This window comes from Micromonospora sp. AKA38 (assembly GCF_027925725.1).
In the GTDB taxonomy this organism is placed as follows: Bacteria; Actinomycetota; Actinomycetes; order Mycobacteriales; family Micromonosporaceae; genus Micromonospora.
On the sequence record NZ_BNEI01000003.1, the window covers coordinates 287035 to 312886 of the forward strand.

Annotated in this window: 26 protein-coding genes; 12 read left to right on the plus strand and 14 right to left on the minus strand. The window is 73.6% G+C overall.

Features of this window, described 5'->3' with window-relative positions; translation table 11 throughout:
- Window positions 1-70: 70 nt before the first annotated feature.
- Window positions 71-2194, plus strand: coding sequence for an MMPL family transporter (locus TPA0908_RS09705; RefSeq protein ID WP_281936716.1), 2124 nt, complete (start codon window positions 71-73; stop codon window positions 2192-2194).
- A 174-nt stretch (window positions 2195-2368) separates the two neighbouring features.
- Here TPA0908_RS09705 and TPA0908_RS09710 read toward each other — a convergent pair whose 3' ends face one another.
- The 4 genes from TPA0908_RS09710 to TPA0908_RS09725 all read right to left on the minus strand — a co-directional run bounded on the left by TPA0908_RS09710 (window position 2369) and on the right by TPA0908_RS09725 (window position 6679).
- On the minus strand, window positions 2369-3493 hold the full coding sequence (locus tag TPA0908_RS09710) for a glycosyltransferase family 4 protein (RefSeq protein WP_281936718.1): 1125 nt from the start codon (window positions 3491-3493) through the stop codon (window positions 2369-2371).
- Window positions 3490-4749: a M48 family metallopeptidase gene (locus TPA0908_RS09715; RefSeq protein WP_281936719.1), complete on the minus strand. Its 1260-nt coding sequence runs from the start codon at window positions 4747-4749 to the stop codon at window positions 3490-3492. Before TPA0908_RS09715 ends, TPA0908_RS09710 begins: the two co-directional genes overlap by 4 nt.
- Window positions 4750-4892: 143 nt before the next feature.
- Window positions 4893-5120 (minus strand): hypothetical protein, encoded by a 228-nt coding sequence (locus TPA0908_RS09720; RefSeq protein WP_281936721.1) that lies wholly within the window; start codon window positions 5118-5120, stop codon window positions 4893-4895.
- Between the two features lie 161 nt (window positions 5121-5281).
- The gene (locus TPA0908_RS09725; protein WP_281936723.1) at window positions 5282-6679 is read right to left on the minus strand and encodes an NYN domain-containing protein; all 1398 of its coding nucleotides are present in this window, start codon (window positions 6677-6679) and stop codon (window positions 5282-5284) included.
- A 126-nt stretch (window positions 6680-6805) separates the two neighbouring features.
- On the opposite strand from TPA0908_RS09725, the gene TPA0908_RS09730 reads away from it, so the two are divergent.
- From TPA0908_RS09730 to TPA0908_RS09750, 5 genes are all read left to right on the plus strand, one after another.
- The gene (locus TPA0908_RS09730) at window positions 6806-8563 is read left to right on the plus strand and encodes a DEDD exonuclease domain-containing protein (protein WP_281936725.1); all 1758 of its coding nucleotides are present in this window, start codon (window positions 6806-6808) and stop codon (window positions 8561-8563) included.
- A 126-nt stretch (window positions 8564-8689) separates the two neighbouring features.
- A complete protein-coding gene (locus TPA0908_RS09735; RefSeq protein WP_281936727.1) occupies window positions 8690-10477 on the plus strand; it encodes a RelA/SpoT family protein in 1788 nt (595 codons plus the stop codon).
- A 49-nt stretch (window positions 10478-10526) separates the two neighbouring features.
- On the plus strand, window positions 10527-11066 hold the full coding sequence (locus TPA0908_RS09740; protein WP_281936729.1) for an NUDIX hydrolase: 540 nt from the start codon (window positions 10527-10529) through the stop codon (window positions 11064-11066).
- On the plus strand, window positions 11063-11944 hold the full coding sequence (locus TPA0908_RS09745) for a sugar phosphate nucleotidyltransferase (RefSeq protein WP_281936730.1): 882 nt from the start codon (window positions 11063-11065) through the stop codon (window positions 11942-11944). Before TPA0908_RS09740 ends, TPA0908_RS09745 begins: the two co-directional genes overlap by 4 nt.
- A gap of 52 nt (window positions 11945-11996) precedes the next feature.
- Window positions 11997-12284, plus strand: a complete 288-nt coding sequence (locus TPA0908_RS09750) for an Lrp/AsnC family transcriptional regulator (RefSeq protein ID WP_107159942.1) — start codon at window positions 11997-11999, stop codon at window positions 12282-12284.
- Window positions 12285-12347: 63 nt separating this feature from the next.
- Here the strand turns inward: TPA0908_RS09750 and TPA0908_RS09755 are convergent, their stop codons facing one another.
- From TPA0908_RS09755 to ctaE, 5 genes are all read right to left on the minus strand, one after another.
- The gene (locus tag TPA0908_RS09755) at window positions 12348-13022 is read right to left on the minus strand and encodes a DUF4142 domain-containing protein (RefSeq protein WP_281936731.1); all 675 of its coding nucleotides are present in this window, start codon (window positions 13020-13022) and stop codon (window positions 12348-12350) included.
- 169 nt (window positions 13023-13191) lie between these two features.
- Window positions 13192-14823 (minus strand): cytochrome bc1 complex cytochrome b subunit, encoded by a 1632-nt coding sequence (gene qcrB / locus TPA0908_RS09760; RefSeq protein WP_281936732.1) that lies wholly within the window; start codon window positions 14821-14823, stop codon window positions 13192-13194.
- Window positions 14820-15908, minus strand: a complete 1089-nt coding sequence (gene qcrA / locus TPA0908_RS09765; protein ID WP_281936734.1) for a cytochrome bc1 complex Rieske iron-sulfur subunit — start codon at window positions 15906-15908, stop codon at window positions 14820-14822. Before qcrA ends, qcrB begins: the two co-directional genes overlap by 4 nt.
- A 67-nt stretch (window positions 15909-15975) precedes the next feature.
- Entirely contained in the window at window positions 15976-16809 is an 834-nt protein-coding gene (qcrC, locus tag TPA0908_RS09770; protein ID WP_107159950.1) for a cytochrome bc1 complex diheme cytochrome c subunit, read from the minus strand.
- Window positions 16810-16881: 72 nt separating this feature from the next.
- Window positions 16882-17481, minus strand: coding sequence for an aa3-type cytochrome oxidase subunit III (ctaE, locus tag TPA0908_RS09775; protein ID WP_281936738.1), 600 nt, complete (start codon window positions 17479-17481; stop codon window positions 16882-16884).
- A gap of 108 nt (window positions 17482-17589) precedes the next feature.
- Between ctaE and TPA0908_RS09780 the strand changes: the two genes are divergently transcribed.
- The 4 genes from TPA0908_RS09780 to TPA0908_RS09795 all read left to right on the plus strand — a co-directional run bounded on the left by TPA0908_RS09780 (window position 17590) and on the right by TPA0908_RS09795 (window position 20472).
- Window positions 17590-18576: a cytochrome c oxidase assembly protein gene (locus TPA0908_RS09780; RefSeq protein ID WP_374709193.1), complete on the plus strand. Its 987-nt coding sequence runs from the start codon at window positions 17590-17592 to the stop codon at window positions 18574-18576.
- 47 nt (window positions 18577-18623) lie between these two features.
- On the plus strand, window positions 18624-19022 hold the full coding sequence (locus TPA0908_RS09785) for a hypothetical protein (protein WP_281936740.1): 399 nt from the start codon (window positions 18624-18626) through the stop codon (window positions 19020-19022).
- A gap of 78 nt (window positions 19023-19100) precedes the next feature.
- A complete protein-coding gene (gene trpD, locus TPA0908_RS09790; RefSeq protein ID WP_281936742.1) occupies window positions 19101-20147 on the plus strand; it encodes an anthranilate phosphoribosyltransferase in 1047 nt (348 codons plus the stop codon).
- A gap of 118 nt (window positions 20148-20265) precedes the next feature.
- Window positions 20266-20472 (plus strand): hypothetical protein, encoded by a 207-nt coding sequence (locus TPA0908_RS09795; RefSeq protein WP_281936744.1) that lies wholly within the window; start codon window positions 20266-20268, stop codon window positions 20470-20472.
- A 178-nt stretch (window positions 20473-20650) separates the two neighbouring features.
- On the opposite strand, the gene TPA0908_RS09800 is transcribed toward TPA0908_RS09795, so the two are convergent.
- Complete coding sequence (locus TPA0908_RS09800) at window positions 20651-21079, minus strand: cytochrome c oxidase subunit 4 (protein ID WP_281936746.1); 429 nt, start codon at window positions 21077-21079, stop codon at window positions 20651-20653.
- Between the two features lie 10 nt (window positions 21080-21089).
- Entirely contained in the window at window positions 21090-22061 is a 972-nt protein-coding gene (ctaC, locus tag TPA0908_RS09805; protein ID WP_281936748.1) for an aa3-type cytochrome oxidase subunit II, read from the minus strand.
- Between the two features lie 170 nt (window positions 22062-22231).
- Here ctaC and TPA0908_RS09810 point away from each other — a divergent pair, with 170 nt between their 5' ends.
- Window positions 22232-23383 carry a cysteine desulfurase family protein gene (locus TPA0908_RS09810; RefSeq protein WP_281936750.1) on the plus strand — a complete coding sequence of 384 codons (1152 nt, stop codon included), beginning with the start codon at window positions 22232-22234 and terminating at the stop codon, window positions 23381-23383.
- 56 nt (window positions 23384-23439) lie between these two features.
- On the plus strand, window positions 23440-23691 hold the full coding sequence (locus TPA0908_RS09815) for a sulfurtransferase TusA family protein (RefSeq protein ID WP_281936752.1): 252 nt from the start codon (window positions 23440-23442) through the stop codon (window positions 23689-23691).
- Between the two features lie 40 nt (window positions 23692-23731).
- Here TPA0908_RS09815 and TPA0908_RS09820 read toward each other — a convergent pair whose 3' ends face one another.
- The 3 genes from TPA0908_RS09820 to erpA all read right to left on the minus strand — a co-directional run bounded on the left by TPA0908_RS09820 (window position 23732) and on the right by erpA (window position 25811).
- The gene (locus TPA0908_RS09820; RefSeq protein ID WP_281936754.1) at window positions 23732-24295 is read right to left on the minus strand and encodes an AAA family ATPase; all 564 of its coding nucleotides are present in this window, start codon (window positions 24293-24295) and stop codon (window positions 23732-23734) included.
- On the minus strand, window positions 24292-25266 hold the full coding sequence (locus tag TPA0908_RS09825) for a carbohydrate kinase family protein (protein WP_281936756.1): 975 nt from the start codon (window positions 25264-25266) through the stop codon (window positions 24292-24294). Before TPA0908_RS09825 ends, TPA0908_RS09820 begins: the two co-directional genes overlap by 4 nt.
- A 173-nt stretch (window positions 25267-25439) precedes the next feature.
- Complete coding sequence (gene erpA, locus TPA0908_RS09830) at window positions 25440-25811, minus strand: iron-sulfur cluster insertion protein ErpA (protein ID WP_107159973.1); 372 nt, start codon at window positions 25809-25811, stop codon at window positions 25440-25442.
- Between the last annotated feature and the right edge of the window lie 41 nt (window positions 25812-25852).

The following is a 25852-nucleotide window of genomic DNA, read 5'->3' on the forward strand; positions in this document are numbered from 1 at the left end:
CGGGCCGCCGGCCCGAAGGATCGAGTCAGGGCCCGCGGTCCACGCCGGGCGACGAGTGAGAGGAACCCTGATGTCCCCGCACCGAACGGCCCGGCTGCCCGCCGGCCGCCGCGGCAAGTACGCCGTCCTCGTCCTCTGGCTGGCGCTGCTCGCGGTCGCCGGGCCGCTCGCGTTGAAGCTGGGCGAGACGCAGGACAACTCGACGCTCGGCGCGTTGCCGCCCGGCGTCGAGAGCAGCCGCGCCGCACAGCGGGCCGAAGCCGCCTTCCCCGAGTCCCGCCGGCAGTTGGCCGTCGCCGTGTACGTCCGCGACACCGGCCTCACCGCCGCCGACCGGGCCCGGGTCGACGCCGACCGGGCGGCCTTCACCGGGTACGCCGACGGCGGCGCGGTCTCCGCGCCGGCGCCGAGCGCGGACGGCCGGGCGCTGCTGTTCTCGCTCCCGGTCACCCTCGACGAGGAGCGACGCGCCGACGCGGTGCGCGCCATGAAGGACCGGCTCGTCGACGCGGCGCCCGGCCTGCGGACCGCGCTGACCGGCGACGCGGTCGCCGAGAGCGACGTCTGGGACGCGTTCGACGGGATGGACGGCGCGTTACTGCTGGCCACCGCCGTCACCGTCGCCCTGCTCCTGCTCGTCACCTACCGCAGCCCGGTGCTGTGGCTGGTGCCGCTGCTCGCGGTCGGCGTCGCCAACCAGCTCGCCGGCGCCACCGTCTACCTGCTGGCCCGGCACGCCGGCCTGGCGGTGGACTTCCAGAGCCAGACCATCCTCACCGTGCTGGTCTTCGGCGTCGGCGTGGACTACGCCCTGCTGCTCATCGCCCGCTACCGCGAGGAGCTGCGCCGGCACGCCGACCGGCACGCCGCGATGGCGGTGGCGCTGCGCCGGTCGTACGGCGCGGTCTGCGCCTCCGCGGCGACTGTCGCGCTCGGGCTGCTCTGCCTCGTCGCGGCGGACCTGCCCGCCACCCGCGGCCTGGGACCGGTCGGCGCGGTCGGCATCGTGGCCGCGTTGCTGGCGATGACCACGCTGCTGCCGGCGGTGCTCGTGGTGTGCGGGCGGTGGCTGTTCTGGCCGTTCGTGCCGCGCCACACGCCCGGCGCGGACGAGCGCGACCTCGGCGCCGACCACGGGGTGTGGCGGCGGATCGCCGGCCTGGTCGGTCGCCGGCCGCGCCCGGTCTGGGTGGGCACCGCCGTCGCCCTGGTCGCGTTGACCCTCGGGATCGGCAATCTCACCCTGGGCCTGCCCGACGACGAGTCGTTCACCACCGAGGTCGGCTCGGTCGCCGGTCAGCGGCTGGTCGCCGCCCACTACCCGGGCGGGTCGGTCGCGCCGGTCGAGGTGCTGGCCGCCGCCGGCACGGCCGACCTGGTCACGGGCGCGGTCCGCGCGGTGCCGGGCGTCGCGGAGGTGGGCGGTCCGCAGCGGTCCGCCGACGGTCGTTGGGTACGCGTCACCGCGGTGCTCGCCGCCGCCCCGGACAGCGCCGCGGCCCGGGACACGGTGGGCCGGCTGCGCACCGCCGTGCACGCGGTGCCCGGGTCGCAGGCGCTCGTCGGCGGGCGCACCGCGACGCTGCTCGACGAGCGACGCACCGTGGACCGGGACAACCGGGTGGTCATCCCGCTGGTGCTCGCCGTGGTCCTGGTGATCCTGATGCTCCTGCTGCGCGCGCTCGTCGCGCCGCTGCTGCTGATGGCGAGCGTGGTGCTGTCGTACGCGGCGGCGATGGGCGGCGCCGGGCTGCTGCTCGACGCGTTGGGCCACCCGCGGCTGTTCGTCGGCGTGCCGTTGCAGGCGTTCCTGTTCCTGGTCGCCCTCGGCGTGGACTACACGATCTTCCTGATGACCCGGGCCCGGGAGGAGACCGCGTCGATCGGGCACCGGCCCGGGACGCTGCGGGCGCTCACTGTCACCGGCGGCGTGATCACCAGCGCCGGGGTGGTGCTGGCGGCCACCTTCGGCGCCCTGCTGGTGCTGCCGCTGGTGCCGTCGGTGCAGATGGGGGTGATCGTGGCGGTCGGGATCCTGCTCGACACGTTCCTGGTTCGCAGCCTGCTGATCCCGGCGCTGACCCTGGACCTGGGCGTGCGTGTCTGGTGGCCGGGACGGCTGTCGCGTCGCACGGCCGAGCGTCAGGAGGAGGCCCCGCCCACCGCGTCGAGGAGAGAAGCGGCCCCCGCCTGACACGTCGCCGCCGACGAGCCCGCGCCGTCCGCCCGGAGTGCCACGACCTCGCCCTCGGGGCGGGACGCGGTTCGGGGGCGGGCGGGCGGCGCGCTCGACGTGTCCGGGCGGGAAGCGGCGCACGGGTGAGGCGGAGACGGGACGGCGGTGGCCGGTGAACCGCTCGGGCGCCGGTCAGCCGGCGAGCAGCGTGGCCATCCGCTCGGCCTGGGTCTCCCAGCGCCACTCCCGCTCGACCCAGGCCCGGCCGGCCGCGCCGAGCTGACGGGCGAGGTCGCGGTCGGCGAGCAGGGTCGCCACCCGGTCGGCGAGCTGGGCGACGTCCCGTCCCCGGACCACGTAGCCGGTCTCCCCCTCGCGGACCGCGTCCGGCGCGCCACCGGAGTCGCCCGCCACCACCGGCAGCCCGGTCGCGCTCGCCTCCAGGTAGACGATGCCCAGGCCCTCCACGTCCAGGCCACGGTTGCGGGTGCGGCAGGGCATCGCGTAGACGTCGCCGGCGGCGTAGTGCGCGGGCAGTTCGGCGCTGGGCACCGAGCCGGTGAAGACCACGTCCCGCTCCACCCCGGCCTGCCGGGCCAGCTTCTCCAGGGTGGCCCGGTAGGGCCCGCCGCCGACCACCAGCAGCGCGGCGTCCGGCACCCGGCGGCGGATCTCCGGCAGCGCCCGGATCAGCGCGTCCTGCCCCTTGCGCGGCACCAGTCGCGACACGCACACCACCACCGGCCGGTCGGCGAGGCCGAGTCGCGCCCGGACCGGCTCGCCGTCGACGCCGGGATGGTAGGTCTCCACGTCGACGCCGGGCGCGAGGCGGCGCAGCTCGGTCAGCCCGTCCAACGCCCGGGCCAGCCGCACCCGGGTGTACTCGCCGAGGTAGGTGGTCACGTCCACGCCCCGGCCGATGCGTCGCAGCGCGGACCGGGCGCCGGGCAACGCGGCCCACCCGACCTCGTGCCCGTGCGTCAGCGCCACCGCCCGGCGGATCCCGGCCCGGCGGCGCAGCCCCGACGCGAGCAACCCCAGCGGCGCCGCCGCGCCGAACCACACCGTGTCGCAGTCGTACGCCCGGGCCAGCCGGGCCGCCCGACGGGCGATCAGCGGCGTGGGCAGCAGCACCCGGGTGCGTTCCCGGACCACCTCGAACGGCTGGTCGGCGTCGAACTTCTCCGCGTCCCGCCAGCTCGACGCGTAGACCACCACCGAGCCGGGCGGCTGGCGCACCGCGAGGTTGTGCACGAAGGACTGGATGCCGCCGGGGCGGGGCGGGAAGTCGTTGGTGATCAGCAAGGTGCGGCTCATCGGCCGTGCTCCCTGGCGTAGGCGCGGGCGGCGGCCATCCGCTCCACGGTGGACGGATGGGACGCCGACCACAGGTACTCCCAGCGCGGCGGGTCGGGGTCGGCCAGGTTCACCCCGGCCAGCCGGCGCTGCATCGCCTCGAACGTCGCCGGGTCGCCGGTGAGCGCCAGCGCGTGCGCGTCGGCCCGGGCCTCCACCCGTCGGGAGACCAGCGCCTGCACCGGGGTGGCCACCAGCCCGACCACCGTGACCAGCGCGACGAGCAGCGGGAACGCCCGCGGCTGGGCGATGGAGTCGACGCCGGCCAGCCGCAGCAGCGGGGCCCAGGAGCCGACCAGGTACAGCGCCACCACCGCGGCGGCGGCGCCGAACGCGCCGATCAGCGTGCCGGTCCAGACGTCGCGGTCCTTGGCGTGCCCCAGCTCGTGGGCGACCACGCTTGTCACCTCCGCCGGTTCCGCCTCGCGCAGCAGCGTGTCGTAGACCACCACCCGCCGGGTCGGCCCGAGCCCGGAGACGTAGGCGTTCACCGCCCGGGTCCGCCGGGACGCGTCGGCGACCAGCACGTCGCGGACCGGGACGCCGTCCCGGGCGGCCATGGTGGTCAGCTCCGTGCGCAGCGGGCCAGGCTCCATCGGGGTGAACCTGTTGAACACCGGTTCGACGAGCACCGGCAGCACGAACGACAGGATCACCACCAGGGCGGCGGCGCCGGCCGCGCCGTACGCCCACCACCACCGGGGGGCGAGCCGGACCACCGAGTAGAAGGCGAGCAGGACGAGCGCGCCGATGACCGCGCTGACCGCGTACGACTTGAGCAGGTCGACCGTCCAGCCGCCCCAGCCCTGGGTGCTCAGCCCGTAGCGGACCAGCACGGTGCGCCGCCAGGCCGCGAACGGCAGGGTGAGCAGGTCGGCGAGGAACATGACGCCCAACCCGCCGAGCACGGCCTGGGCCACCCAGTGCCCGCCGAAGGGCCGGCCGGCCAGCTCGACCAGACGCCCGCCCAGCGGGGTGAGCCCGAGCAGCAGCGCCACCACCAGACCGACCACGAGCGCCGACCAGCCGGCCGGGCGCAACGCGCCGCTGAACGCCCGGCCTCGGGCCACCTGCTCGACCGGGAGCGCCCGCAACGCGGCGAGCTGGTCGGCGCGGGGCGCCGGCGGCCGGCTCCACGGCACCAGCAGCGCCACGGTGACGACGAGCGCCACCGCCAGCCCGGCCAGGGTCAGCAGCGCCCAGCCGCGCGGGCTCACCGCCCCACCCCGCCGTCGCCACCCGTCCGCGTCATGCCGCTCCCTCCCGCTGTGACCGCCCATCCTATGGCCCGGGCGCGGCGGGACGGCCCGGTGCCCGGGCGCCGCCGCCTGGGTGGGGCTGTGGACGACGGCCGGCGGGGTCAGGCCACCCGGCGGCGGGTGGCGCGGTGGGGTGCGGGTGCGGATGCGGGGGTGGCCGCCGGTGGCAGCACCTCCACGTCGAAGCCGGCCCGGGCGAACACCTCGATCGCCCGGTGCTCGGCCGGGCCCAGGTCGGCCGCCGGGGAGTCGGCGTCGAGCAGCGCGGTCACCAGGCACCCGGCGCAGCCGGCGCCGCGGATGCCGCAGCCGTCGCAGTCGATGAGCATGAACGCCTCCTGACGCGGTCGCCGGTGGCGGTCGGGGAAGGGTCCACCACCGTCGGTCACCGGAAGGCTATGCGTCGGGTACGACAGAACCGGACAACGAGGCAGCACCCACCCCGAAAACGATCATCCAGTCACCAGTCCGCCGAAGCGGCGCGAGCGGGTCAGGAGCGGGCGAGCCGGCGCAGCAGCGAGTCGGCGCCCAGCGGGTACGCGCCGTGCCGGCGTACCCCGTCGGCGACCTCGCGGTCCGACGAGACGACCACCACCGGCCGGCCGGCCGGCTCGGCGCGGACCAGCCGCCGGATCAGCTCGTCCGCCGTCTCGCCCTTGCGGGAGAAGAGCACCCGCACGCCGCGCGGCGCCGGCGGCAGCCCGTGGATCCGCTCGGCGCCGTCGAAGACCACCGTGACCTCGTCCCCGGTCTGCGCCGCGATCCCGCCCAACCCGGTGATCAGCCGCTTGCGCTGCTGCTCCAGCGACATCTCCCCGAAGCCGCGCTTGGTGACGTTGTAGCCGTCCACCACCAGGTGCGCCCGGGGCAGCGCGAGGAGCTGGTCGAGCCGGGCCGGGTCGTCGGTGTCGCGGGCCCGGGTCGCCGGTCCGACCTGGGCGGCGCCCGGCTGGTCGGCGAACGCGTCGGCGACGAAGTCCGCCGGCAGCGTGTCCACCGGGTCGAGTGCCAGCTCCCGGCGTAACCCGACCGCGGCCTGCCCGATCGTCTCCAGCAGCAGCCACAGCCGGGCGTCGTCGACGGAGCGGGCCTCCTTGGCGCTGGCCCGGGCCACCCCGGCGGCGGCCTCCGCCTCGGCCAGCCGGGCCCGGGCGCGGCGCAGCTCGGCGTCCGCGTCGGCCGCCGCGCGGGCCGCCCGGCCCCGTTCGGTGGCCAGCAGCTCGGTGGCCCGGCGCTCCCGGGCCTGGGTCTCCCGCAGGGTACGGGCCAACTGCCGGGCCTCCTCGCGGAGCTGGCCCAGCTCCTCGCGGACCCGGGCCAGCTCGTCGCGGAGCTTCTCGGCCTCGACCCGGGCCACCGCCCGGTCGTGCTCGGCGCGGGTGGCCCGCTGCTCGGCCTCCCGGACCAGCTCGGCCACGACCGCGCTGTCCGCCTCGGCGCGCACCGCCTCGCCGCTGGCCTCGATCAGCTCGCGCCAGCCCCGGGGCCGGGCCAGGTAGGCCAGCGCGGCCACCTCGACCGGGTCGGCGGCGGCCGGCGCGGTGCCCTCCACCACCGCCGCGCCGAGGTCACCGGCGTCGGCCAGCACCCGGGCGGTGACCCGCTGCCGGAACAGCGGGTCGGCGGTGAGCTGGGCGGCGATCACCGGAGCGCCGAGCCGGGCACGGCGGTTGGGGGCGAACTTGGCGACCCGGCGCAGCGGCACCGGCACCTCGTCGGCGGGCAGGCCGGGCAGGACCGCGGCGGTCAGCGTGACGATCCGCTGGCGGACCGGCTCGGGGAGCGTGGGCTCGGGCTCGGGCGGCGACGGGTCCTCACCGGGCTCGGGCGCGCCGACCACCGGCTCCTCCGCGGAGGAGCGGTCGTCGTGCGGCTCGGTGAGGGGCATGTGGCAAGTCTCCCACCCCGAACGGGCCCACCGCCCGGTGAGTGAGCCGATCTCTCATCGTACCCCCGTGGTATCAGCGGGGCCGGAGTGACGCGAGTGTCGGACCGTGCCGTTACCGTCCCGCTGGTGACGGGAACGGAGTACGTCCAGGAGTCGCTGGCCGGTCTGGACCGGGCGGCGGGCGGCGGCGTCGACCCCGCGCTGCCGCTCTACGCGACCACCTTCGTGGTGGTCGACCTGGAGACCACCGGCGGCGCGCCGGACGGCGGCGGGATCACCGAGATCGGCGCGGTGAAGGTCCGCGGCGGCGAGGAGCTGGGCGTGCTCGCCACGCTCGTCAACCCGGGCGTGCCGATCCCGCCGTTCATCACCGTGCTGACCGGGATCACCCAGGCGATGCTGGTGCCCGCCCCGCCGATCGAGCAGGTGCTGCCGAGCTTCCTGGAGTTCCTCACCGACGCCGTGCTGGTCGCCCACAACGCCCCGTACGACGTGGGCTTCCTCAAGGCCGCCTGCGCGAAGCACGGCTACCGCTGGCCCAACCCGCGGGTGCTGGACACCGCCGCGCTGGCCCGGCGGGTGCTCACCCGCGACGAGGTGCCCAACCGCAAGCTGGGCACGCTGGCCGGCTACTTCCGCACCGCCACCCAGCCCACCCACCGGGCGCTCGACGACGCCAAGGCCACCGTCGACGTGCTGCACGGGCTGATCGGCCGCCTGGGCGGGCACCGGGTCGACACGATCGGCGAGGCGATCGAGTTCGCGCGGGCGGTCACCCCGACCCAGCGCCGCAAGCGGCACCTCGCCGAAGGGCTGCCGAAGGTGCCCGGCGTCTACATCTTCCGGGCCGCCGACGACCGACCGCTCTACGTCGGCACGTCCGTCGACATCGCCACCCGGGTGCGCAGCTACTTCACCGCCGGCGAGAAACGGGCCCGGATCTCCGAGATGCTGGCCGCCGCCGAGCGGGTGGAGGCGGTCGAGTGCGCCCACTCGCTGGAGGCCGAGGTCCGCGAGCTGCGGCTGATCGCCGCGCACGCCCCGCCGTACAATCGCCGGTCGAAATACCCGGAGCGCCAGGTCTGGCTGAAGCTCACCGACGAGGCGTACCCCCGGTTGTCGGTCGTCCGCGACCTCGGCCCCACCGACACCGCCTACCTCGGCCCGTTCCGGTCCAAACAGGCCGCGGAGCTGGCCGCCGCCGGCTTCCACGACGCGGTGCCGCTGCGTCAGTGCACCCACCGGCTCTCCCGACGCACCACCATGCCGGCCTGCGCGCTGGCCGAGCTGGGTCGCTGCCCGGCGCCCTGCGAGCACCGGATCACCCCGGAGGAGTACGAACACGCCGCCGCCACCCCGTTCCGCACCGCCACCCGCGACGATCCCGCCGTGGTGGTCGACGCCCTGCTCGCCCGGATCGAGGTGCTGTCCGCCGCCCAGCGCTACGAGGAGGCGGCGGTGGCACGGGGCCGGCTGGTCGCGGTGCTGCGCGCGGCGGTCCGGATGCAGCGCCTGGCGGCGTTGACCGGCATCACCGAGCTGGCCGCCGCCCGGCCCGCCGCCCGGGGCGGCTGGGAGCTGGCGCTGGTCCGACACGGGCGGCTCGCCGGGGCCGGCGTGTCGCCACCCGGTGTCCACCCACGACCGACCATCGCGGCGATCCGGGCCACCGCCGAGACGGTGCTGCCCGGGCACGGTCCGGTGCCGGCGGCCACCGCCGAGGAGACCGAGCGGATCCTGTCCTGGTTGGAGCGGCCGGAGACGCGACTGGTCGAGAGCACCGCCGGATGGGCCTCGCCGGTGGCCGGCGCGGGGCGCTTCCGCGACCTTCTGGCGAAGGCCGAGAACGGCGGATCCCACCAACTCTCGACCGAACGCTCATGACCAAGTGTCCGATCGGACGACGCCGACTCCCTTAGGCTGTTGAAGAAGTGCAGCACTGCCCGATTCGCGGGTCTGCTCCCGGTCACCGGCCCCGGTGACCGCGGGCCGGGTGAGGAGGTGTCCCAGGTGGACGTCGACGCCGGACACGGCGCCGCCCTGGGCGGCGCCCTTCCGAACCAGGGCGAGCTACCGCTCACCCGCCGGCTGCGTTCACTGCTCACCTGGCCCACCGCCGACGGCGACCCGGTCACCGCGCTGGTCCGCGCCCATCGCGGCATCCACGCCAGCGCCGACGTCTCGGTGCTGCGCCGGGCGTACACGATCGCCGAGAACATGCACCGCGGCCAGTTCCGCAAGAGCGGCGAGCCCTACATCACCCATCCGTTCGCGGTGGCGCAGATCTGCGCCGACCTCGGCATGGACACCACCACGCTGGTCGCCGCGCTGCTGCACGACACGGTGGAGGACACCCGCTACACGCTCCAGGCGCTCCAGGAGGACTTCGGCCGCGAGGTGGCCCACCTGGTCGACGGCGTGACCAAGTTCGACAAGGCGTTCTACGGCAAGGCCGCCGAGGCGGAGACCGTCCGCAAGATGATCGTGGCGGCCGGCAAGGACGTCCGGGTGCTGGTCATCAAGCTGGCCGACCGGCTGCACAACATGCGGACGCTCGGCGTCCGCTCCGCCGCCTCGCGGGAGCGGATCGCCCGCAAGACCCTCGACGTGCTGGTCCCGCTCTGCGACCGGCTGGGCATCCAGACGCTCAAACGCGAGCTGGACGACGTGGTGCTGTTGCACCTGCGGCCCGAGGAGCACGCGCGGATCGCCCGGTTCGTGCACGACCGGCCCGGCTGGGACGCCTACCTCGCCGACGTGGTGGCCCGCACCCGGGCGGCGCTGCGCCGCAGCCGGGTGGACGCCGACGTCTCCCCCCGCCCGCGGCACCTCTACTCGATCTGGAAGGACACCGTCGCCGGCGGCCACGCCGCCCCGTACGACCTGCCCCGCATCGCCATCGTGGTGGACGGCCCGGCGACCGACTGCTATGCCGCGCTGGGCGCCGTGCACGGGCTCTGGCGACCGGTTCCGGGCCGCTTCAAGGACTTCATCGCCTCACCGAAGAACAACCTCTACCGGTCGCTGCACACCAGCGTCTGCGGCCCGCAGGACCGCACGGTCGAGGTGCTGATCCGCACCACCGAGATGCACCGCTCCGCGGAGTACGGCGTGGCCGCCCACTACCGTTTCCCGCGCGCCGCCGGCCGGGCCGCCGACCGGGCGGACGAGCTGGCCTGGCTGCGCCGGGTGCTCGACTGGGAGCAGGACACGGTCGACCCGACCCAGTTCATGGCGTCACTGCGCTGTGACCTGGCGGAGGCGCAGATCCAGGTGGTCGCCGACGGTCGCCAGCTGGTGCTGCCGGCCGGGGCCACCCCGGTCGACCTCGCGTACGAGCTGGGCACCGAACGCGGCGACCACTGCCTCGCCGCCCGGATCAACGGCCGGCTGGCCCCGCTCTCCTCCGAGCTGGAGGAGGGCGACGTGGTGGAGATCTTCACCGAGAGCGACGCGGAGAGCGGCTTCGAGGCCGACGTCGCGCCCCGCGGTCCGCGCCGGGAGTGGCTGGGCTTCGTCAAGTCCCCGCACGCCCAGATGCAGATCAACAGGTGGTTCGCCGAGCACACCGAGCCGGGCATCTCGATCGCCGACAAGGTCCGGCTCGGCCGCGCCTCGATCGGCCTGGCGCTGCGCAAGCACAACCGGGGCCTGGCCAGCGACCTGCCCCTGCTGCGGCTCTCCGAGGAACTGGGCTATCCCGACCTGGAGACGCTGCTGGTCGCGGTCTTCGACCGCTCGGTCGAGCCGGACGCGGTGGTCCAGCAGCTCATCGACCTGGTCGACCACCGGCAGTAAGGTGAAGGGCCTTCGCCCCCGCCGACCCGCCGGCCACTAGCCTGAACGCATGATCCCCCGCGCACGTGCCACCGGACGGGCCTTCGGCTACCGCCTCTTCTACCGGTTGCCGGTCCCGCTGCGGCGGCGGCTGGTCCGGCTGGCCGTGCCGAAGTACATCGTCGGCGCGGTCACGCTGGTCAGGGACGCGGAGGCCGCCGGCGCGGGACGGATCCTGCTGCTGCGCCAACCCCCCGGCCACAGTTGGAGCCTCCCCGCCGGCCTGCTGCAACGCGGTGAGCCCCCGGTGGTCGGCGCCGCCCGGGAGCTGCACGAGGAGTCCGGCGTCCGGCTCTCCCCCGACCGGCTCCGGCCCGCGGTGCCGAACGCGGTGGTGCACGCCAAGGGCTGGGTGGACGTGGTCTTCGAGGTGACGGTGCCGGCGTCGAGCACCACGCTGAAGGTGGACGGGGCCGAGGTGTTGGAGGCCGCCTGGCACCCGCTCGACGATCTGCCCCGGCTCAGCCGCGCCACCGCCAACCTGCTGGCCTACTACGGCATCGGCCCGCGCGCCGGCGAGGTCCCGCCGGCGACGCCACCGAGCGCGTGAACGCACCGGTCCCCGACTCGTCCGGTCCGGCACGCGGGGTCGAGGTGTGCGCGGTGGTGCTGGCGGCCGGCGCCGGCACCCGGTTGCGCCCGCTCACCGAGCGGGTGCCCAAGGCGCTCTGCCCGGTCGGCAACGTGCCGCTGCTCGACCGGGCCCTGGCCCGGCTCGCCGGCCTCGGCCTGACCGGCCCCGAACTGGTCGCGGTGAACGCCTGTTACCTGGGCGACCAGGTGACCGCGTGGGTCGGCGACCGGGCCCACCTCTCCGTCGAACCGGGCGAACCGCTTGGCACCGCCGGCGGCGTCGGCCGGCTGCGCGACTGGATCGCCGGGCGGGGCGTGCTGGTCGCCAACGCCGACGCGTACCTGGCCGACCCGGCGGCGCCACCCGGCCCCGACGTGGCCGCGCTGTGCGACGGCTGGGACGGGCGGAGCGTACGCCTGCTCGGTCGGCCGGCGGACGATCCGGCCGCCCCCGGCACCTTCGCCGGCCACCGCTTCGCCGGTCTGTCGCTGCTGCCCTGGCGGCTGGTCCGGGACCTGCCGGCCACGTTCGACGAGCTGGTCCGGGCGGTGTGGCGGCCGGCCGAGGCGGCCGGGGCGCTGACCGTGGTCCGCTACCGGGGGACGTTCTACGACACCGGCACACCGGCCGACTACCTGGCCGCCAACCTGCACGCCGCCGGTCCGGCCGGGCTGGTCGACCCGTCCGCGACGGTGGACGGGCCGGTCACCCGCTCGGTGGTCGGCGCCGGCGCGCGGGTCCACGGCGCGGTCGACCGGTCGGTGATCTGGCCGGGCGCGACGGTCGCCGCCGGGGAACGCCTCGACGGCGTGATCCGGGCCGGCGCCGACCTGACCGTCCCGGCCGCGCGGTGACCAGCGTGGGCTCTAGCATGGGGCTCGTCGCCGACGAACGGAGAAACGTCCCGTGATCACCGCGATCGTGCTGATCGACTGCGCCACCGACTCCATCCCCGAGGTGGCCGAGAACCTGGCCGCCCTGCCCGGCGTCAGCGAGGTCTACTCGGTGGCCGGGCACGTCGACCTGATCGCCATGGTCCGGGTCCGCGAGTTCGAGCAGATCGCCCAGGTCATCGCCGGGAGCATCTCCAAGGTGCCCGGTGTGCTCAACACCGAGTCGCACATCGCGTTCCGGGCCTACTCGCAGCACGACCTGGAGGAGGCGTTCGCGATCGGGCTGGCCAGCGCCGACTGACACGCCGGTGGCCGGCCCACCCCGGCGAGGGGCGGACCGGCCACCGTCGGTCGTGCGGTCGGGTCAGCTCTGCGCGGGCGCCGGGGTCTCCGTGGTGCCCGGAGCGGGCTCCTCGGTTCCGGTGCCGCCCGGCGCGGACGACTCGGTGCCGCCCGGTGCCGGCGACGTGGTGCCGCCCGGGCTGGCCGTACCGCTGGCACTGGTCTGCGGCACCGGGACGCCCAGCGTCTGGGCCAGCGCCACCAACGCGTCGTAGTGCGCCTGCAGGACCGGCAGCGCGTCCTGGGCGAGCTGCACCACCGACTGCTCGGAGCCCTGCGAGATCTCCGTCTGGGTGGCCTGGATGGCCTGGACGTGGCCGGCGAGCTGGGCGGTCACCCACGCCTTGTCGAACTGGGCGCCGTTGAGCCCGTTCAGCTTGTCGAGGACCTTCTGCTGGTCGGCGGTCGGGTCGGCCGGCAACTGCACGTTGAGCTGCTGCGCGGTCGACTTGACCGTCTGGTCCAGTTGGGTGTGGTCCGTGACGAACATCTTGCCCAGGTCCTTGACCTGCTGGTTCTGGCCCTTCTGCTGGGCCAGGTTACCGGCGGTGATCTCGAACAGGTTGACCTGGTGCACCGCCTGCAGATACTGGGTGTCCTGCGTCGACGGCTGCGCCGCGGCCTGAGCCGCGGTGGCGGGCGCCAGCCCCACGACCACCAGCGCAGCCAGCAGACCCAGGCGTTTGATTCCCCACATGCGTTCCTCCCCCATGAGACGTCGGACCGCACGGATACCCGGCTGACCGGGGTTATTCCTGCGATTCCACCCGTCCGGGGCGCACCGATCCGCCGATCGGGCGGAGAAACGGACGTGGCGCCCGCCGGAGGAATCCGGCGGGCGCCACGGTCAGTCGTACCCGGAAGGGTCAGCGTCGGCTCTCGCCGCTGCCGACCTCCTTCCGCTCTCCTCGGGGCTCGACCGGCGGGTGGCCCGGGGAGACCGGCGCCTCGGCCGGCTTCTCGATCGGGTAGAAGAAGCCCCGGATGGCGGGCCCGAGGGCACCGAGCCGGTTCATCTTCTTCGGCACCACCCAGCCGACGTAGTCCAGCGCCGGCACGTGGCCGTCGTGCCCGTCCGCCGACGTGAGCGGCTGGTGGACCTCGACGAACCGACCGTCGGGCAGCCGCTTGATGATGCCGGTCTCCACGCCGTGGGCCAGCACCTCCCGGTCGTGCTGCTGGAGACCCAGGCAGATCCGGTAGGTGACGTAGTAGGCCAGCGGCGGGATGACCAGCAGACCGACCCGGCCGGCCCACGTCATCGCGTTCAAACTGATGTGGAACTTGTCGGCGATCACGTCGTTGCCGCCGGAGAGCGTCAGCACGACGTAGAAGGCGACCGCCATCGCGCCCACCGCGGTCCGGGCCGGCACGTCCCGGGGCCGCTGGAGCAGGTTGTGGTGCTTGTAGTCCTTGAGGCGGCGGGCCTCCAGGAACGGGTACATCGTCGACAGGCCCACCAGGATGCCGGGGAGCACGACCGTCGGCCAGAACAGCGGCGGGATGACGTACCCGTTGCCGATCGGGATGTGGATCTCCCAGCCCGGCATGAGTCGGGTCGAGCCGTCGAGGAACATGACGTACCAGTCGGGCTGGCTGGCCGCCGAGACCACCCACGCCTCGTACGGGCCGAAATACCAGATCGGGTTGATCTGGAAGAGGCCACCCATCAGCGCGATCACGCCGAAGACGACCATGAAGAAGCCGCCCTGCTTGAGCGCGTAGCGCGGGAACATCCGCTCGCCGACCACGTTCTCGTTGGTCCGGCCGGGGCCGGGCCACTGGGTGTGCTTCTGCTTGAACACCAGGCCCAGGTGCACGCTGATCAGCGCCACCAGCAGGCCCGGGATGAGCAGCACGTGGGCGATGAAGAAGCGGCTGATGATGATCATGCCGGGGAACTCGCCGCCGAAGATCGACGAGCTGACCCAGGAACCGACCACCGGGATCGACAGGATGATGCCGGAGGCGATCCGCAGGCCGGTGCCGGAGAGGCCGTCGTCGGGCAGCGAGTAGCCGGTGAAGCCGGCCAGGAAGCCGACCCAGAACAGCAGCGAGCCGATGATCCAGTTGGTCTCACGCGGCTTGCGGAACGCGCCGGTGAAGAAGACCCGGAGCATGTGCACCACGATCGCGGCCATGAACAGCAGGGCCGCCCAGTGGTGCATCTGCCGCATGATCAGACCGCCCCGGACGTCGAACGAGATGTCCAGGCTGGAGGCGTACGCGGCCGACATCGGGGTGCCCCGCAGCGGCGCGTAGCTGCCGTCGTAGGTCACCTCGGTCATCGCCGGCTCGTAGAAGAAGGTCAGGAACACACCGGTCAGCAACAGCACCACGAACGAGAACAACGCGATCTCGCCGAGCAGGAAGGACCAGTGGTCGGGGAAGACCTTGTTCAGCAGCTTGCGCAGCGGCGTGGCGACCTGGAAACGGTCGTCCACCGCCCCGGCGGTCTTGGCCGGCAGCGCGGCCGCATCGAACTTTCGGCGCTTCATGGCCGCTCCCAGAAGTCGGGACCGATGGTCTCGGTGTAGTCGGACCTCGCCACGAAGAAGCCTTCCTCGTCCACCTCGATCGGCAGCTGCGGCAGCGGCCGGTTCGCCGGGCCGAAGATCGGCTTGGCGTTGTCGGTGATGAGGAACTGGGACTGGTGGCAGGGGCAGAGCAGCCGGTTGGTCTGCTGCTCGTAGAGGCTGGCCGGGCAACCGGCGTGCGTGCAGATCTTGGAGAACGCGACGTAGTTGCCCCACATGTAGTCGCCGCGGCCCTTGCGCTCGTTGGCCGCGCGCGACTTCTGCGCGTCGTCCTCGCGCAGGTGGATCAGCAGGGTCGGGGAGTCGGCGTGCCGGTTGCTGACGCCGCCCTCGATGCCCGGGAACACGGTGAGCTGGCCGCCGACGCTGACGTCCGCCGGGCGGATGGGCCGGCCGTCCTCGCGGATCAGCCGGATCTTCTCACCACCCTCGGCCGGCGCGAAGCCGGTGGTGAACATCTGGTTGTTCTTGTGCGGCTGCTCGATCAGACCACCGATCAGCGGCGCCGCGGCGACCGCGCCGACCGGCGCCAGGCCGGCCAGCAGCGAGATGCCGAGCAGCGGACGCCGCTTCACACCCAGCTCGTCGGCCAGGTAGAGCATGGTCTCGCCGGTGATCTTGCGATCCTCCGGGTTGCCGCCCTGGTCGTGCCGGTCCTGGATCGAGACCTCCTTGGGCAGCAGCTTCTTGCCCCAGGTCAGGATGCCGAAGCCGATGCCGAGCAGGGCCACGCCCAGGGTCAGGCCGAGCAGCGGCGTGTAGAGCTTGTCGCCGCCGCGACCGGCCTCCCACTGCCACGGCCACCAGATGTAGATCACCAGGAAGGCGGTGGCGGCGACGCCGGTCAGCAGGAACATCAGCGCGACCGTGCGGGTCAGCCGGCGCTCCGCCTTGCTGCCCGGGACGACCTGCTCCTCGTAGTGGACGATCTCGATGTCGTCCCGCCGGGCGCCCTCCTGGACGATGTCGAACCGGGAGAGCCGGGGGTCGTACACGTCGACCGGCTCCGGACCCTGCGGGGCCTGGTGCTCGGTGTGGGTGCTCATGCCGTCACCTCGCTACGCGTGGCGCCGGTGGCCGGCACCAGGGCAATGATACAGATGTTCGCCTCGGTCACGACTTGCCCGCGATCCACAGGCTCGCGAAGACCAGCGCGACGATGCCGACCAGGAAGATCGCCAGACCCTCGGTCGACGGGCCGTACCGGCCCAGGTTGAAACCACCCTGGTCCTGGTCGCTCTTCAGCGTCTCCTGGATGTAGGCGATGATGTCCGCCTTCTCCTGCGGAGTGATCTGGTTGTCGCCGAACACCGGCATGTTCTGCGGGCCGCTCAGCATGGCGGCGTAGATCTGCCGGTCGCTGGCCGGCTTGAGGCTCGGGGCGTACTTGCCGGAGGAGAGCGCCCCACCGCCGCCGCCGAACGCGTGGCACTGCGAGCAGTTGATCCGGAACAGCTCGCCACCGGTGGCCATGTTGGCGCCGTCGCGCAGGTTGCCCGACGGCACCTGCGGGCCGCCGCCGAGCTCCTGGATGTACTGCCCGAGCTGGCGCACCTGCTCGTCGGTGAACTGCGGAGGCTTGCGCATGGCCTGCGCCTCCTGCCGGGCCATCGGCATGCGGCCGCTGCCGACCTGGAACTCGACCGAGGCCGACCCGACGCCGATCAGGCTCGGGCCCCGACCCTCGACGCCCTGGGCGTTGCGACCGTGACAGGTCACGCAGCTCACATCGAACAGCGCCTTGCCCTCGTTACCGGCGGCGGTCAGCGGCGGGTTGTCCTGCGCCTGCACCCCCGGGGCGAAGACGGTGTAGGCGCCGCCGGCCAGCATCAGCGCGGCGGCCAGCCGGACCGCGGCACCCAGCCGGCGGCGGCCCCTGCTGCGCGCCACGGGCCGCCCGCGCAGCCGCGCGAGCAGACCGCGTCGGCGGTCGTTGTCAGAAGTCATGACCTGTGTCCTTAACCGGTTGGACCTTGTCTCAGGGGACGGAGCAGCGGCGCGGTTCGGAACGCGCCAAGATCACTGAAGCCAGTAGATCATGGCGTACAGCCCGATCCACACGACGTCGACGAAGTGCCAGTAGTAGGACACCACGATCGCCGAGGTCGCCTGGGCCGGCGTGAACCGACCCATGGTGGTGCGGACCATGAAGATGATGAAGGCGATCAGCCCGCCGGTCACGTGCAGACCGTGGAAGCCGGTGGTCAGGTAGAACATCGACCCGAAACCGTCTTCGTTGATCTTGACGCCCTCGTGCACCAGGGTCCGGTACTCGTTCGCCTGACCGAGCACGAAGATCAGACCCATCACGAAGGTGATCGTGAACCACCGACGCAGGGCGTGGACGTCACCCTTCTCGGCCGCGAAGACACCGAGCTGGCAGGTCACCGAGGAGAGCACGAGGATCACCGTGAAGGTGGTCGCGTACGGGATGTTGAGGACCTCGGTGTGCTTCTCCCACTGCTCCGGCGCCGCCGCGCGGATCGAGAAGTACATCGCGAACAGCGCCGCGAAGAACATGAGTTCGCTGGAGAGCCACACGATCGTCCCGACGCTGACCATGTTCGGCCGCGTCAGGGAGTGGATCCGGCTCTTGTCAATGGCTGGGGCCGCAGTCACGCGGTCATTATTGCCCTTGACCGGGACCGACGATCAGCGGGGTGGCAAACCGGTGCCCGCAGTGGCCCGATCGTGGTCGTCCGCTTCGCCTGACCTACCCTGAAAAGCGTGCTGCACGTCGATCAGATCCTCGCCGTCACCTCGGCCGCCGCCCCGGCGACCCTGGCGGCGGGAGGCGAGGCCGCCCCACCGCCGTTCACCGTGGCCCGGGTGCTCACCGAGACCCGGCTGGAGAGCTGGCTCACGCTGGGCCTGGTGCTCGCCGCCGGGCTCTACCTCTACGGGGTGCACCGGTTGCGGCTGCGCGGCGACCGGTGGCCGGTGCTGCGTACCGTCGCGTTCCTCGGCCCCGGGCTCGGCGGCATCGCCGCGGTCACGGTCAGCGGGCTCGGCGCGTACGACACCGCGCTGCTCTCGGTGCACATGGTGCAGCACATGGTGCTGTCGATGATCGCGCCGATCTTCCTGGCGCTGGGCGCCCCGGTGACGCTGGCGCTGCGCACGCTGCCGGTGCGGCCCCGCAAGCGGCTGCTCGCGGTCGTGCACAGCCGGGTGGCCCGGGTCTACACCTTCCCGCTGGTGGCGTTCGCCATCTTCGTGGCGAACCCGTTCGTGCTCTACTTCACCAACCTCTACGAGTTCACGCTGCGCCACGAGTGGGCGCACGAGCTGGTGCACGCGCACTTCATCATGACCGGCTGCGTCTTCTTCTGGCCGCTGCTCGGCCTGGACCCACTGCCCGGGCGCTGGCCGTACCCGGCCCGTGCGCTGCTCATGCTGCTCTCGGTGCCGTTCCACACCGTGCTCGGGCTCACCATCATGCAGAGCACCACGCTGCTCGGCGGCGACTGGTACCCGTCGCTGAACCTGGCCTGGTCCGATCCGCGCAACGACCAGGTGGTCGCCGGCGGCGTCCTCTGGGCCGGCGGCGAGTTCGTCAGCGTCACCATGCTGGCCGTGCTGGTGGTGCAGTGGATCAAACAGTCGGAGCGTGAGGCCCGCCGGCTGGACCGCGAGCTGGACCGCCAGGAGGCCCGCCAGCGCGCGGCCGAGGCGAACGCCGGGGCCGGGACCGGGCCCACCGGCGGAATGTGACGACCGCTACGATCAGCGGGCAGCTACGAGGTGGGAGCCACGTCACGATGAGCGATCGTCTTTGCACCGTCCTGCTCTACAGCGACGACCCGAAGGTCCGGGACCGGATGCGGCTCGCCGTCGGCACCCGGCCGGCGCCCGGCATCGAGATCGAGTTCGTCGAGGCGTCCGACTACGCCGGCTGCGTCCGGCTGGTCGACGACTACGAGATCGACCTGCTCCTGCTCGACGGCGAGGCGAGCCCGGGCGGCGGCATCGGCATCGCCCGGCAGATCAAGGACGACCGGGACGACGCGCCGCCGACCTGCGTGGTGCTGGCCCGCGCCGCGGACCGCTGGCTCGCCGCGTACGCCGAGGTCGACGCCACGCTGACCCACCCGCTGGACCCGGTGCTCGCCGGCAGCACCGTGGCGGAGCTGCTGCGCCGCACCCACGCCGCCGCCTGATCCACCCTGCGGCGCCACGGCGACGCGGCCGTGGCGCGCCCCCAACCGCTTCACTTCACGCCGCTCGGGAGGCCCGCCATGGGCGAACGGACCTGGCCGCTTCTGCTCAACGCGCTGCTGCGCGGCGAGGAGCTCTCCGCCGCCGACACCGCCTGGGCGATGGGCGAGATCATGGCCGGCTCGGCCACGCCGGCGCAGATCGCCGGCTTCGCCGTGGCGCTGCGCACCAAGGGTGAGACCCCGGCCGAGCTGGGCGGCCTGGTCGAGACGATGCTGACCCGCGCCGTGCCGGTCGAGCTGCCCGAGGAGGTGCGCGCCACCGCGCTCGACGTGGTGGGCACCGGCGGCGACCTCGCGCACACGGTCAACATCTCCACCATGGCGGCGCTTGTGGTCGCCGGCGCGGGTGTCCGGGTGGTCAAGCACGGCAACCGGGCCGCCTCCTCCTCCTGCGGCACCGCGGACGTGCTGGAGCAGCTCGGCGTGCCGCTCGACCTGGCTCCGGAGCAGGTGGCCCGCTGCGTCACCGAGGCCGGGATCGGCTTCTGCTTCGCCGCCCGCTTCCACCCCGGCATGCGGCACACCGGCCCGGTCCGGCGCGAGATCGGCGTGCCCACGGCGTTCAACTTCCTCGGCCCGCTGACCAACCCGGCCCGGCCCCGCGCGGGTGCGGTGGGCTGCTTCGACCGGCGGATGGCGCCGGTGATGGCCGCCGTCTTCGCGGCCCGCGGCGACTCGGCGATCGTGCTGCGCGGCGAGGACGGGCTGGACGAGTTCAGCACCGCCGCGCCGACCCGGGTCTGGGTGGCGCAGCAGGGCACCGTCAGGGAGTCGGTGCTGGACGCGGCGGAGCTCGGGGTGCCCCGGGCCACCCTCGCCGACCTGCGGGGCGGAGACGCCGTCCACAACGCCGAGGTGGTCCGCCGGCTACTGGCCGGCGAGACCGGCCCGGTGCGCGACAGCGTGCTGGTGAACGCCGCCGTCGCCCTGGCCACCCAGGGCCCGCTCGACGGCGACCTGCACGAGGCGCTGCGGGTCAACCTGGAGCGGGCCGCCGAGGCGGTCGACTCGGGCGCCGCCGCAGCGGTGCTGGACCGCTGGCTGGAGGTCGCGCGCTCCGCCTGAACGGTGGCTGTCGGACTCCCATGCCAAACTACAGGGGAGTAATTTTCCGTTTTCGGTTGATAGCTCTGTCGGTCGGTGGCGTCCGCCCCGGCCGGCACCGGAGCGAGAGGAGACGCCCGTGTCGGACCGCGAGCTCTACTGCGACCTCTGTGAGGGCGTCGTGCTGTTCGAGACGCCGCACTGCGGCGACGGGCACGGCGCCGACTGCCCGGAGCTGGCCTGCACCGGCTGCGGCGCGGCGGTGCTGATCGCCGCCGGCACGCTCCGCCCCGCGACGCGGTCCCGCCGGCGCGTGCCGCGCCCCGCCCACCGCCACGCCGCCTGACCTCACCCCCGCGCCGCCCCGCAGCCGGCCCGCAGTTGGTGATCATGAGGTTGGCGGCGACAGTTCGGACAGTCGACGCCGCCATCTTGATGATCGACGAGTTGGGGGGCCGGAGCGTGGGAAGCAGCAGGCCCGCACCCCCGGAGGGGGCGCGGGCCTGCGGCGGAGCTGGTGCGGGTCAGTGCTCGGCGGTGCGGCGGGTGCCCGAGTAGTACTCGAAGAGCAGCCCGCAGGCGGCGAAGACCACCGCCACCAGGCCCAGGCCCAGCAGCCAGAACTGCCAGAACACGAGCCCCAGGCCGGCGATCGCGGCGGCCAGCGCCAGGCCGAACGGCCAGTAGCTGCCCGGGCTGAAGAAGCCGATCTCACCGGCGCCGTCGGCGATCTCGCCGTCCGCCCGGTCCTCCGGGCGCAGGTCGATCCGCCGGGAGACGAACCAGAAGAAGCCACCGCACATCGCGCAGAGCAGGAAGGAGAGCAGCAGCGCCACGGTGCCGACCCACTCGACGTGACCGCCGCTGTCGCCGTACGTCCAGGCGCCGTAGAGCACGGTCGCGCCGAGAAGGAACGTGGCGATGGTGAGGAAGATCTTCCACTCGGTCTTCATGCCGAACCCCTCAGCTTCCCGCGCCGGCCGACGCGTCGGACGGGTTGAAGTTCGCGGTGTTGCGCCGCGTGTCGAACGGCTTGGTCTCGGTGGCGTACTCGGGCTCACCGATCGCCTTGAGCGCGTCCTGGGTCGAGTTGCCGGACTTCTTGGCGGCCAGGAACTGGTCGAACTTCTCCGGCGAGACGACCCGCAGCTCGAAGTTCATGAACGCGTGGTAGCTGCCGCACAGCTCGGCGCAGCGGCCGACGAACGCGCCCTCCTGGTCGATGCTGGAGACCTCGAACGTGTTGCGGACGTTGCCCGGCATGACGTCACGCTTGAACAGCAGCTCCGGCACCCAGAACGAGTGGATGACGTCGCGGCTCTGCTCCTCGAACCGGATGGACCGGCCGCTCGGCAGCACCAGCACCGGGATGACCTCGCTGGTGCCCAGCGTCGAGGCGACCGTGTTCGCGTCCCGGCCCTGGCCGTCGCGGTAGTTGAACTGCCAGTTCCACTTGAACGCGACGACCTCGACGGTGACGTCGGGGTTCTTCGTCTCCTTGTTCACGTCGGTCTGCACGACCGCGGTGTAGTAGAAGAGCACGGAGACCACGAGGATCGGCGCGATGGTGTAGAGGAACTCCATCGGCAGGTTGTAGCGGGTCTGCACCGGCAGCTCGCTGCCGCGCTTGCGGTAGCGGACCACGCACCAGAAGATCAGGCCCCAGACGAACACGCCGACCGCCAGCGCCGCGATGCAGGACGCGATCCACAGGTCGTACATCCGGTGCGACTCGGGCGTGATGCCACCCTGCGGCCAGCCGAAGCCGCCGAACGTCTTGCCGACGTCACAGCCGGTGAGCGCGACCAGCAGCGCCGCTCCACCGAGACCGAGCCCGGCGAGTCGACCAGCACCACGCCGCCGGCGCCCACCGGCCCCCGGGGAGGCGCTGTGCCGTACGGCCGACGGCCGTACCTCCGAACTCCTTGCGACCACCTGGTCCTGCCTCCCTAGCGCGCCGCGGCGGTTGTTTTCCTGACACCGACGGCAAAGGCGTCACCGACGGTCGCAGATTACTCGACCATGGCGGGCCAGGCGGTCTTGGGGTCACTGTCCGCCCCCTTCGGGGAGATCGTGGGCGGACCCGGGCGATAGCGTTGAGGACCATGAGCGCCTCCCCCGTCTACCTGGACGCCGCCTCCGCCGTCCCGCTCCATCCGGTCGCGCGGCAGGCGCTGCTGGCCGCCCTGGACGACGGCTGGGCCGACCCGGCCCGGCTCTACGCGCCGGCCCGCCGGGCCCGCCAACTCCTCGACGCCGCCCGGGAGGCCGCCGCGCAGACACTCGGCGTCCGCGCCGACGAACTCTCCTTCACCCCCAGCGGTACGGCCGCCGCGCACGCCGCCGTGCTGGGCGGACTGACCGGGCGACGCCGGGCCGGTACGACGCTGGCGCACTCGGCGATCGAACACTCGGCGGTGCTGCACGCGGCCCAACGGCACACCGCCGGCGGGGGCGACGCGGTCTCCGTACCCGTGGACCGGCTCGGCCGGCTGGACCTGGACGCCTGGGCGACGGCGGTGACCGCCCCCGGTGTGGCGCTGGCCGCGCTGATCGGGGCCAGTCACGAGGTCGGCACCGTGCAGCCGGTGCCGGCCGCGGCCGAGGTGTGCGCCGAGGCGGGCGTCCCGCTGTACGTGGACGCGGCCCAACTGGTCGGCCGGGCGCCGCTGCCGGCGGGCTGGTCCGTGCTGACCGCCAGCGCGCACAAGTGGGGCGGCCCACCCGGCGTCGGCCTGCTGGTGGTGCGCAAGGGCACCCGGTGGGAGTCGCCGTACCCGGCCGACGAGCGGGAGTCGGGGCGTACCCCGGGGGTGGTGAACCTGCCGGCGGTGGTGGCCGCGGCGGCGAGCCTGCGCGCGGCGGTGGCCGACGCGGCGGCCGAGGCGGCCCGACTGGCGCCGCTGGTGGACCGGGTCCGGGCCCGGGTGGCGGCGGAGGTGCCGGACGTGGAGGTGGTCGGCGACCCGGTGGACCGACTCCCCCACCTGGTGACGTTCTCCTGCCTGTACGTGGACGGCGAGGCGCTGCTGCACGCGCTGGACCGGCGCGGCTTCGCGGTCTCCTCCGGCTCGTCCTGCACCGCGTCGACGCTGCGCCCGTCGCACGTGCTGGAGGCGATGGGGGTGCTGTCGCACGGCAACGTGCGGGTGTCGCTGCACCGGGAGACCACCGAGGCGGACGTGGAGCGGTTCCTGGCCGAACTGCCCGGCATCGTCGCCGACCTGCGCGCCGAGGCGGGGGTGACCGGCCTGTGAACTCCGCGGACGAGCCCGGTCCGGCGAGCCCCGCAGCCGCGGACGAAGGCGAGCCGGTGAGCGCGGGGAGCGAGCCGGACGAGGTGCTCGACTGTCGGGGCCAGCGCTGCCCCCTGCCGGTGATCAACCTGGCCCGCCGGCTGCCCGACCTGCCGGCGGGGGCGGTGGTCCGGGTGCTGGCCGACGACCCGGCGGCGGCCGTGGACATCCCGGCCTTCTGCCGCATGCGCGGCCACGAGTTCGTCGCCGCCCACCCCGACGCCGGCCCCGCCTACGACGTGCGGGCGCAAGGAGGGGCCCCCGCTTAACGCCTGCGGTAGAGGAGTGCGCCCCGGTTAACCGGGATGGTCAGGTGAGGTAGGCGAGGATGCCGGGGAGGGGGTCGGTCGCCACGGCGGTGTCGACCACCAGGCGGGGGCCGATCAGCGGCTCGTACTCGGCGCGGCGTACCAGCGTCTGCTCCCAGGTCGCGGGCGCCTGCCCGCCGGCTGGCCGGGCCTCGACGCGACGCCGGTGCTCCGCCTCGTCACCGCAGTGCACCTCGATCACCCGCAGCGGGACGCCGGCCCGTTCGGCCAGGTCGTGCCAGAGGCCGCGGGCGGACGCGACCGGGTTCACCGCGTCGATCACCACGCTCAGCCCGAGGCCGAGCTGCACCTCGGCGAGCCCGGCGACCGCGCCGTACGCGGCCATCCCGGGCACGTCGCCGACCAGTCCGTAGTGGCCCAGGGCCCGCTCGACCGGGTCGACCGGCAGGACCGGGACGCGCAGCGCGGCGCCGACCCGCACGGCGAGCGTGCTCTTGCCCACGCCGGGCAGCCCGGCGAAGGCGACAAGCAGCGGCCCTCCGCCCGAGCCGGGGCGGGCCGCCGCCGGGCCCACCCCGCCGGTCGGGCCGGCCGGGACGCTCACAGCAGGTGCGGCCGGACGTCCTCGGCGGCCGCGTCCCCGTACGACTCGGCGAGCCGCTTCACGAACAGGTCCCGCCGGACCTCGTACTCCTGGCCGCCGAAGTTCTCCAGCACCAGGGTGGCCAGCAGGCAGCCGACCTGGGCGGCGCGCTCCAGCCCGACGCCCCAGTCGAGCGCGGCGAAGAAGCCGGCCCGGAAGCCGTCGCCGACGCCTGTCGGGTCGACCGCCTGGATCTCCCGCGCGATCGGCACCCGGATGGTGCCGATCTCCCGGCCGGCGATCTCCACCCCGTGCTTGCCCAACGTGGTGACCCGCACCTTGACCCGGTCCAGCAGCTGCTCGTCGGTCAGGCCGGCCTTGCTCTGCAGCAGCGACTTCTCGTACTCGTTGGTCATCAGGTACTCGGCGCCCTCGACCAGGCCGAGCACGTCCGCGCCGTCCATGCGGGCGAGCTGCTGGGACGGGTCGGCGACGAAGGCGTAGCCGCGCTCCCGGCACTCGGCGGAGTGCCGGATCATGGCGGCCGGGTCGTTGGCGCTGACCAGCACCAGGTCGAGGCCGCCGAGGCGCTGCGCCACCGGGGCCAGCTCGATGTTGCGGGCCTCGCTCATCGCGCCGGCGTAGAAGGACGCGATCTGGCACATGTCGGTGTCGGTGGTGCAGACGAAGCGGGCGGTGTGCGCCACGTCGCTGACGTGCACCGAGTCGCAGTCGACGCCGTGCCGCTCCAGCCAGGACCGGTAGTCGGCGAAGTCCGCCCCGACGGCGCCGAGCAGCACCGGACGCAGCCCGAGCTGGGCCATGCCGAACGCGATGTTGGCCGCGGTGCCGCCGCGCCGGAGCACCAGCTCGTCGACGAGGAAGGAGAGCGAGACCTTGTCGAGCTGGTCCGCGATGAGCTGGTCGGCGAAGCGGCCGGGAAAGCTCATCAGGTGGTCGGTCGCGATCGAGCCGGTCACGGCGATCTTCATGTCAACCCTCGTGGTCGGGAGCACGGCGCGGTCAGACTACCGGGCGTCCCGGCACTCCGGCCGATGTCGGTCGTGAACCGGCCGTTCACCGCACGTTCGCGTAGTAACGAAAACGGCGGAACCACCCCGGAAGGGATGGTTCCGCCGTTCGGCAGGCGTTTCGGCCCGGCGACTCAGCTGAACGAGTCGCCGCAGGCGCAGGAGCTGCCGGCGTTCGGGTTGTCGATGGTGAAGCCCTGGGCGTCGATCCGGTCGGCGAAGTCGATCGTGGCGCCGGTCAGGTAGGGGGCGCTCATCCGGTCGACGACGACCTCGACACCACCGAAGTCGGTGACGACGTCACCGTCGAGCGACCGCTCGTCGAAGAAGAGCTGGTACCGCAGGCCGGAGCAGCCACCCGGCTGCACGGCGACGCGGAGCCGCAGGTCGTCGCGGCCTTCCTGCTCGATCAGGGCCTTGACCTTCTGCGCCGCGACGTCGGTGAGGACGACGGTGCTGGGGGCCTCCTTGGCCTCGGTCGACTCGGTCTGCGCTGGCGTGGTCACGTGGAAGTCTCCCTGCGCGGTATGAGGTCCGGACGTACTGG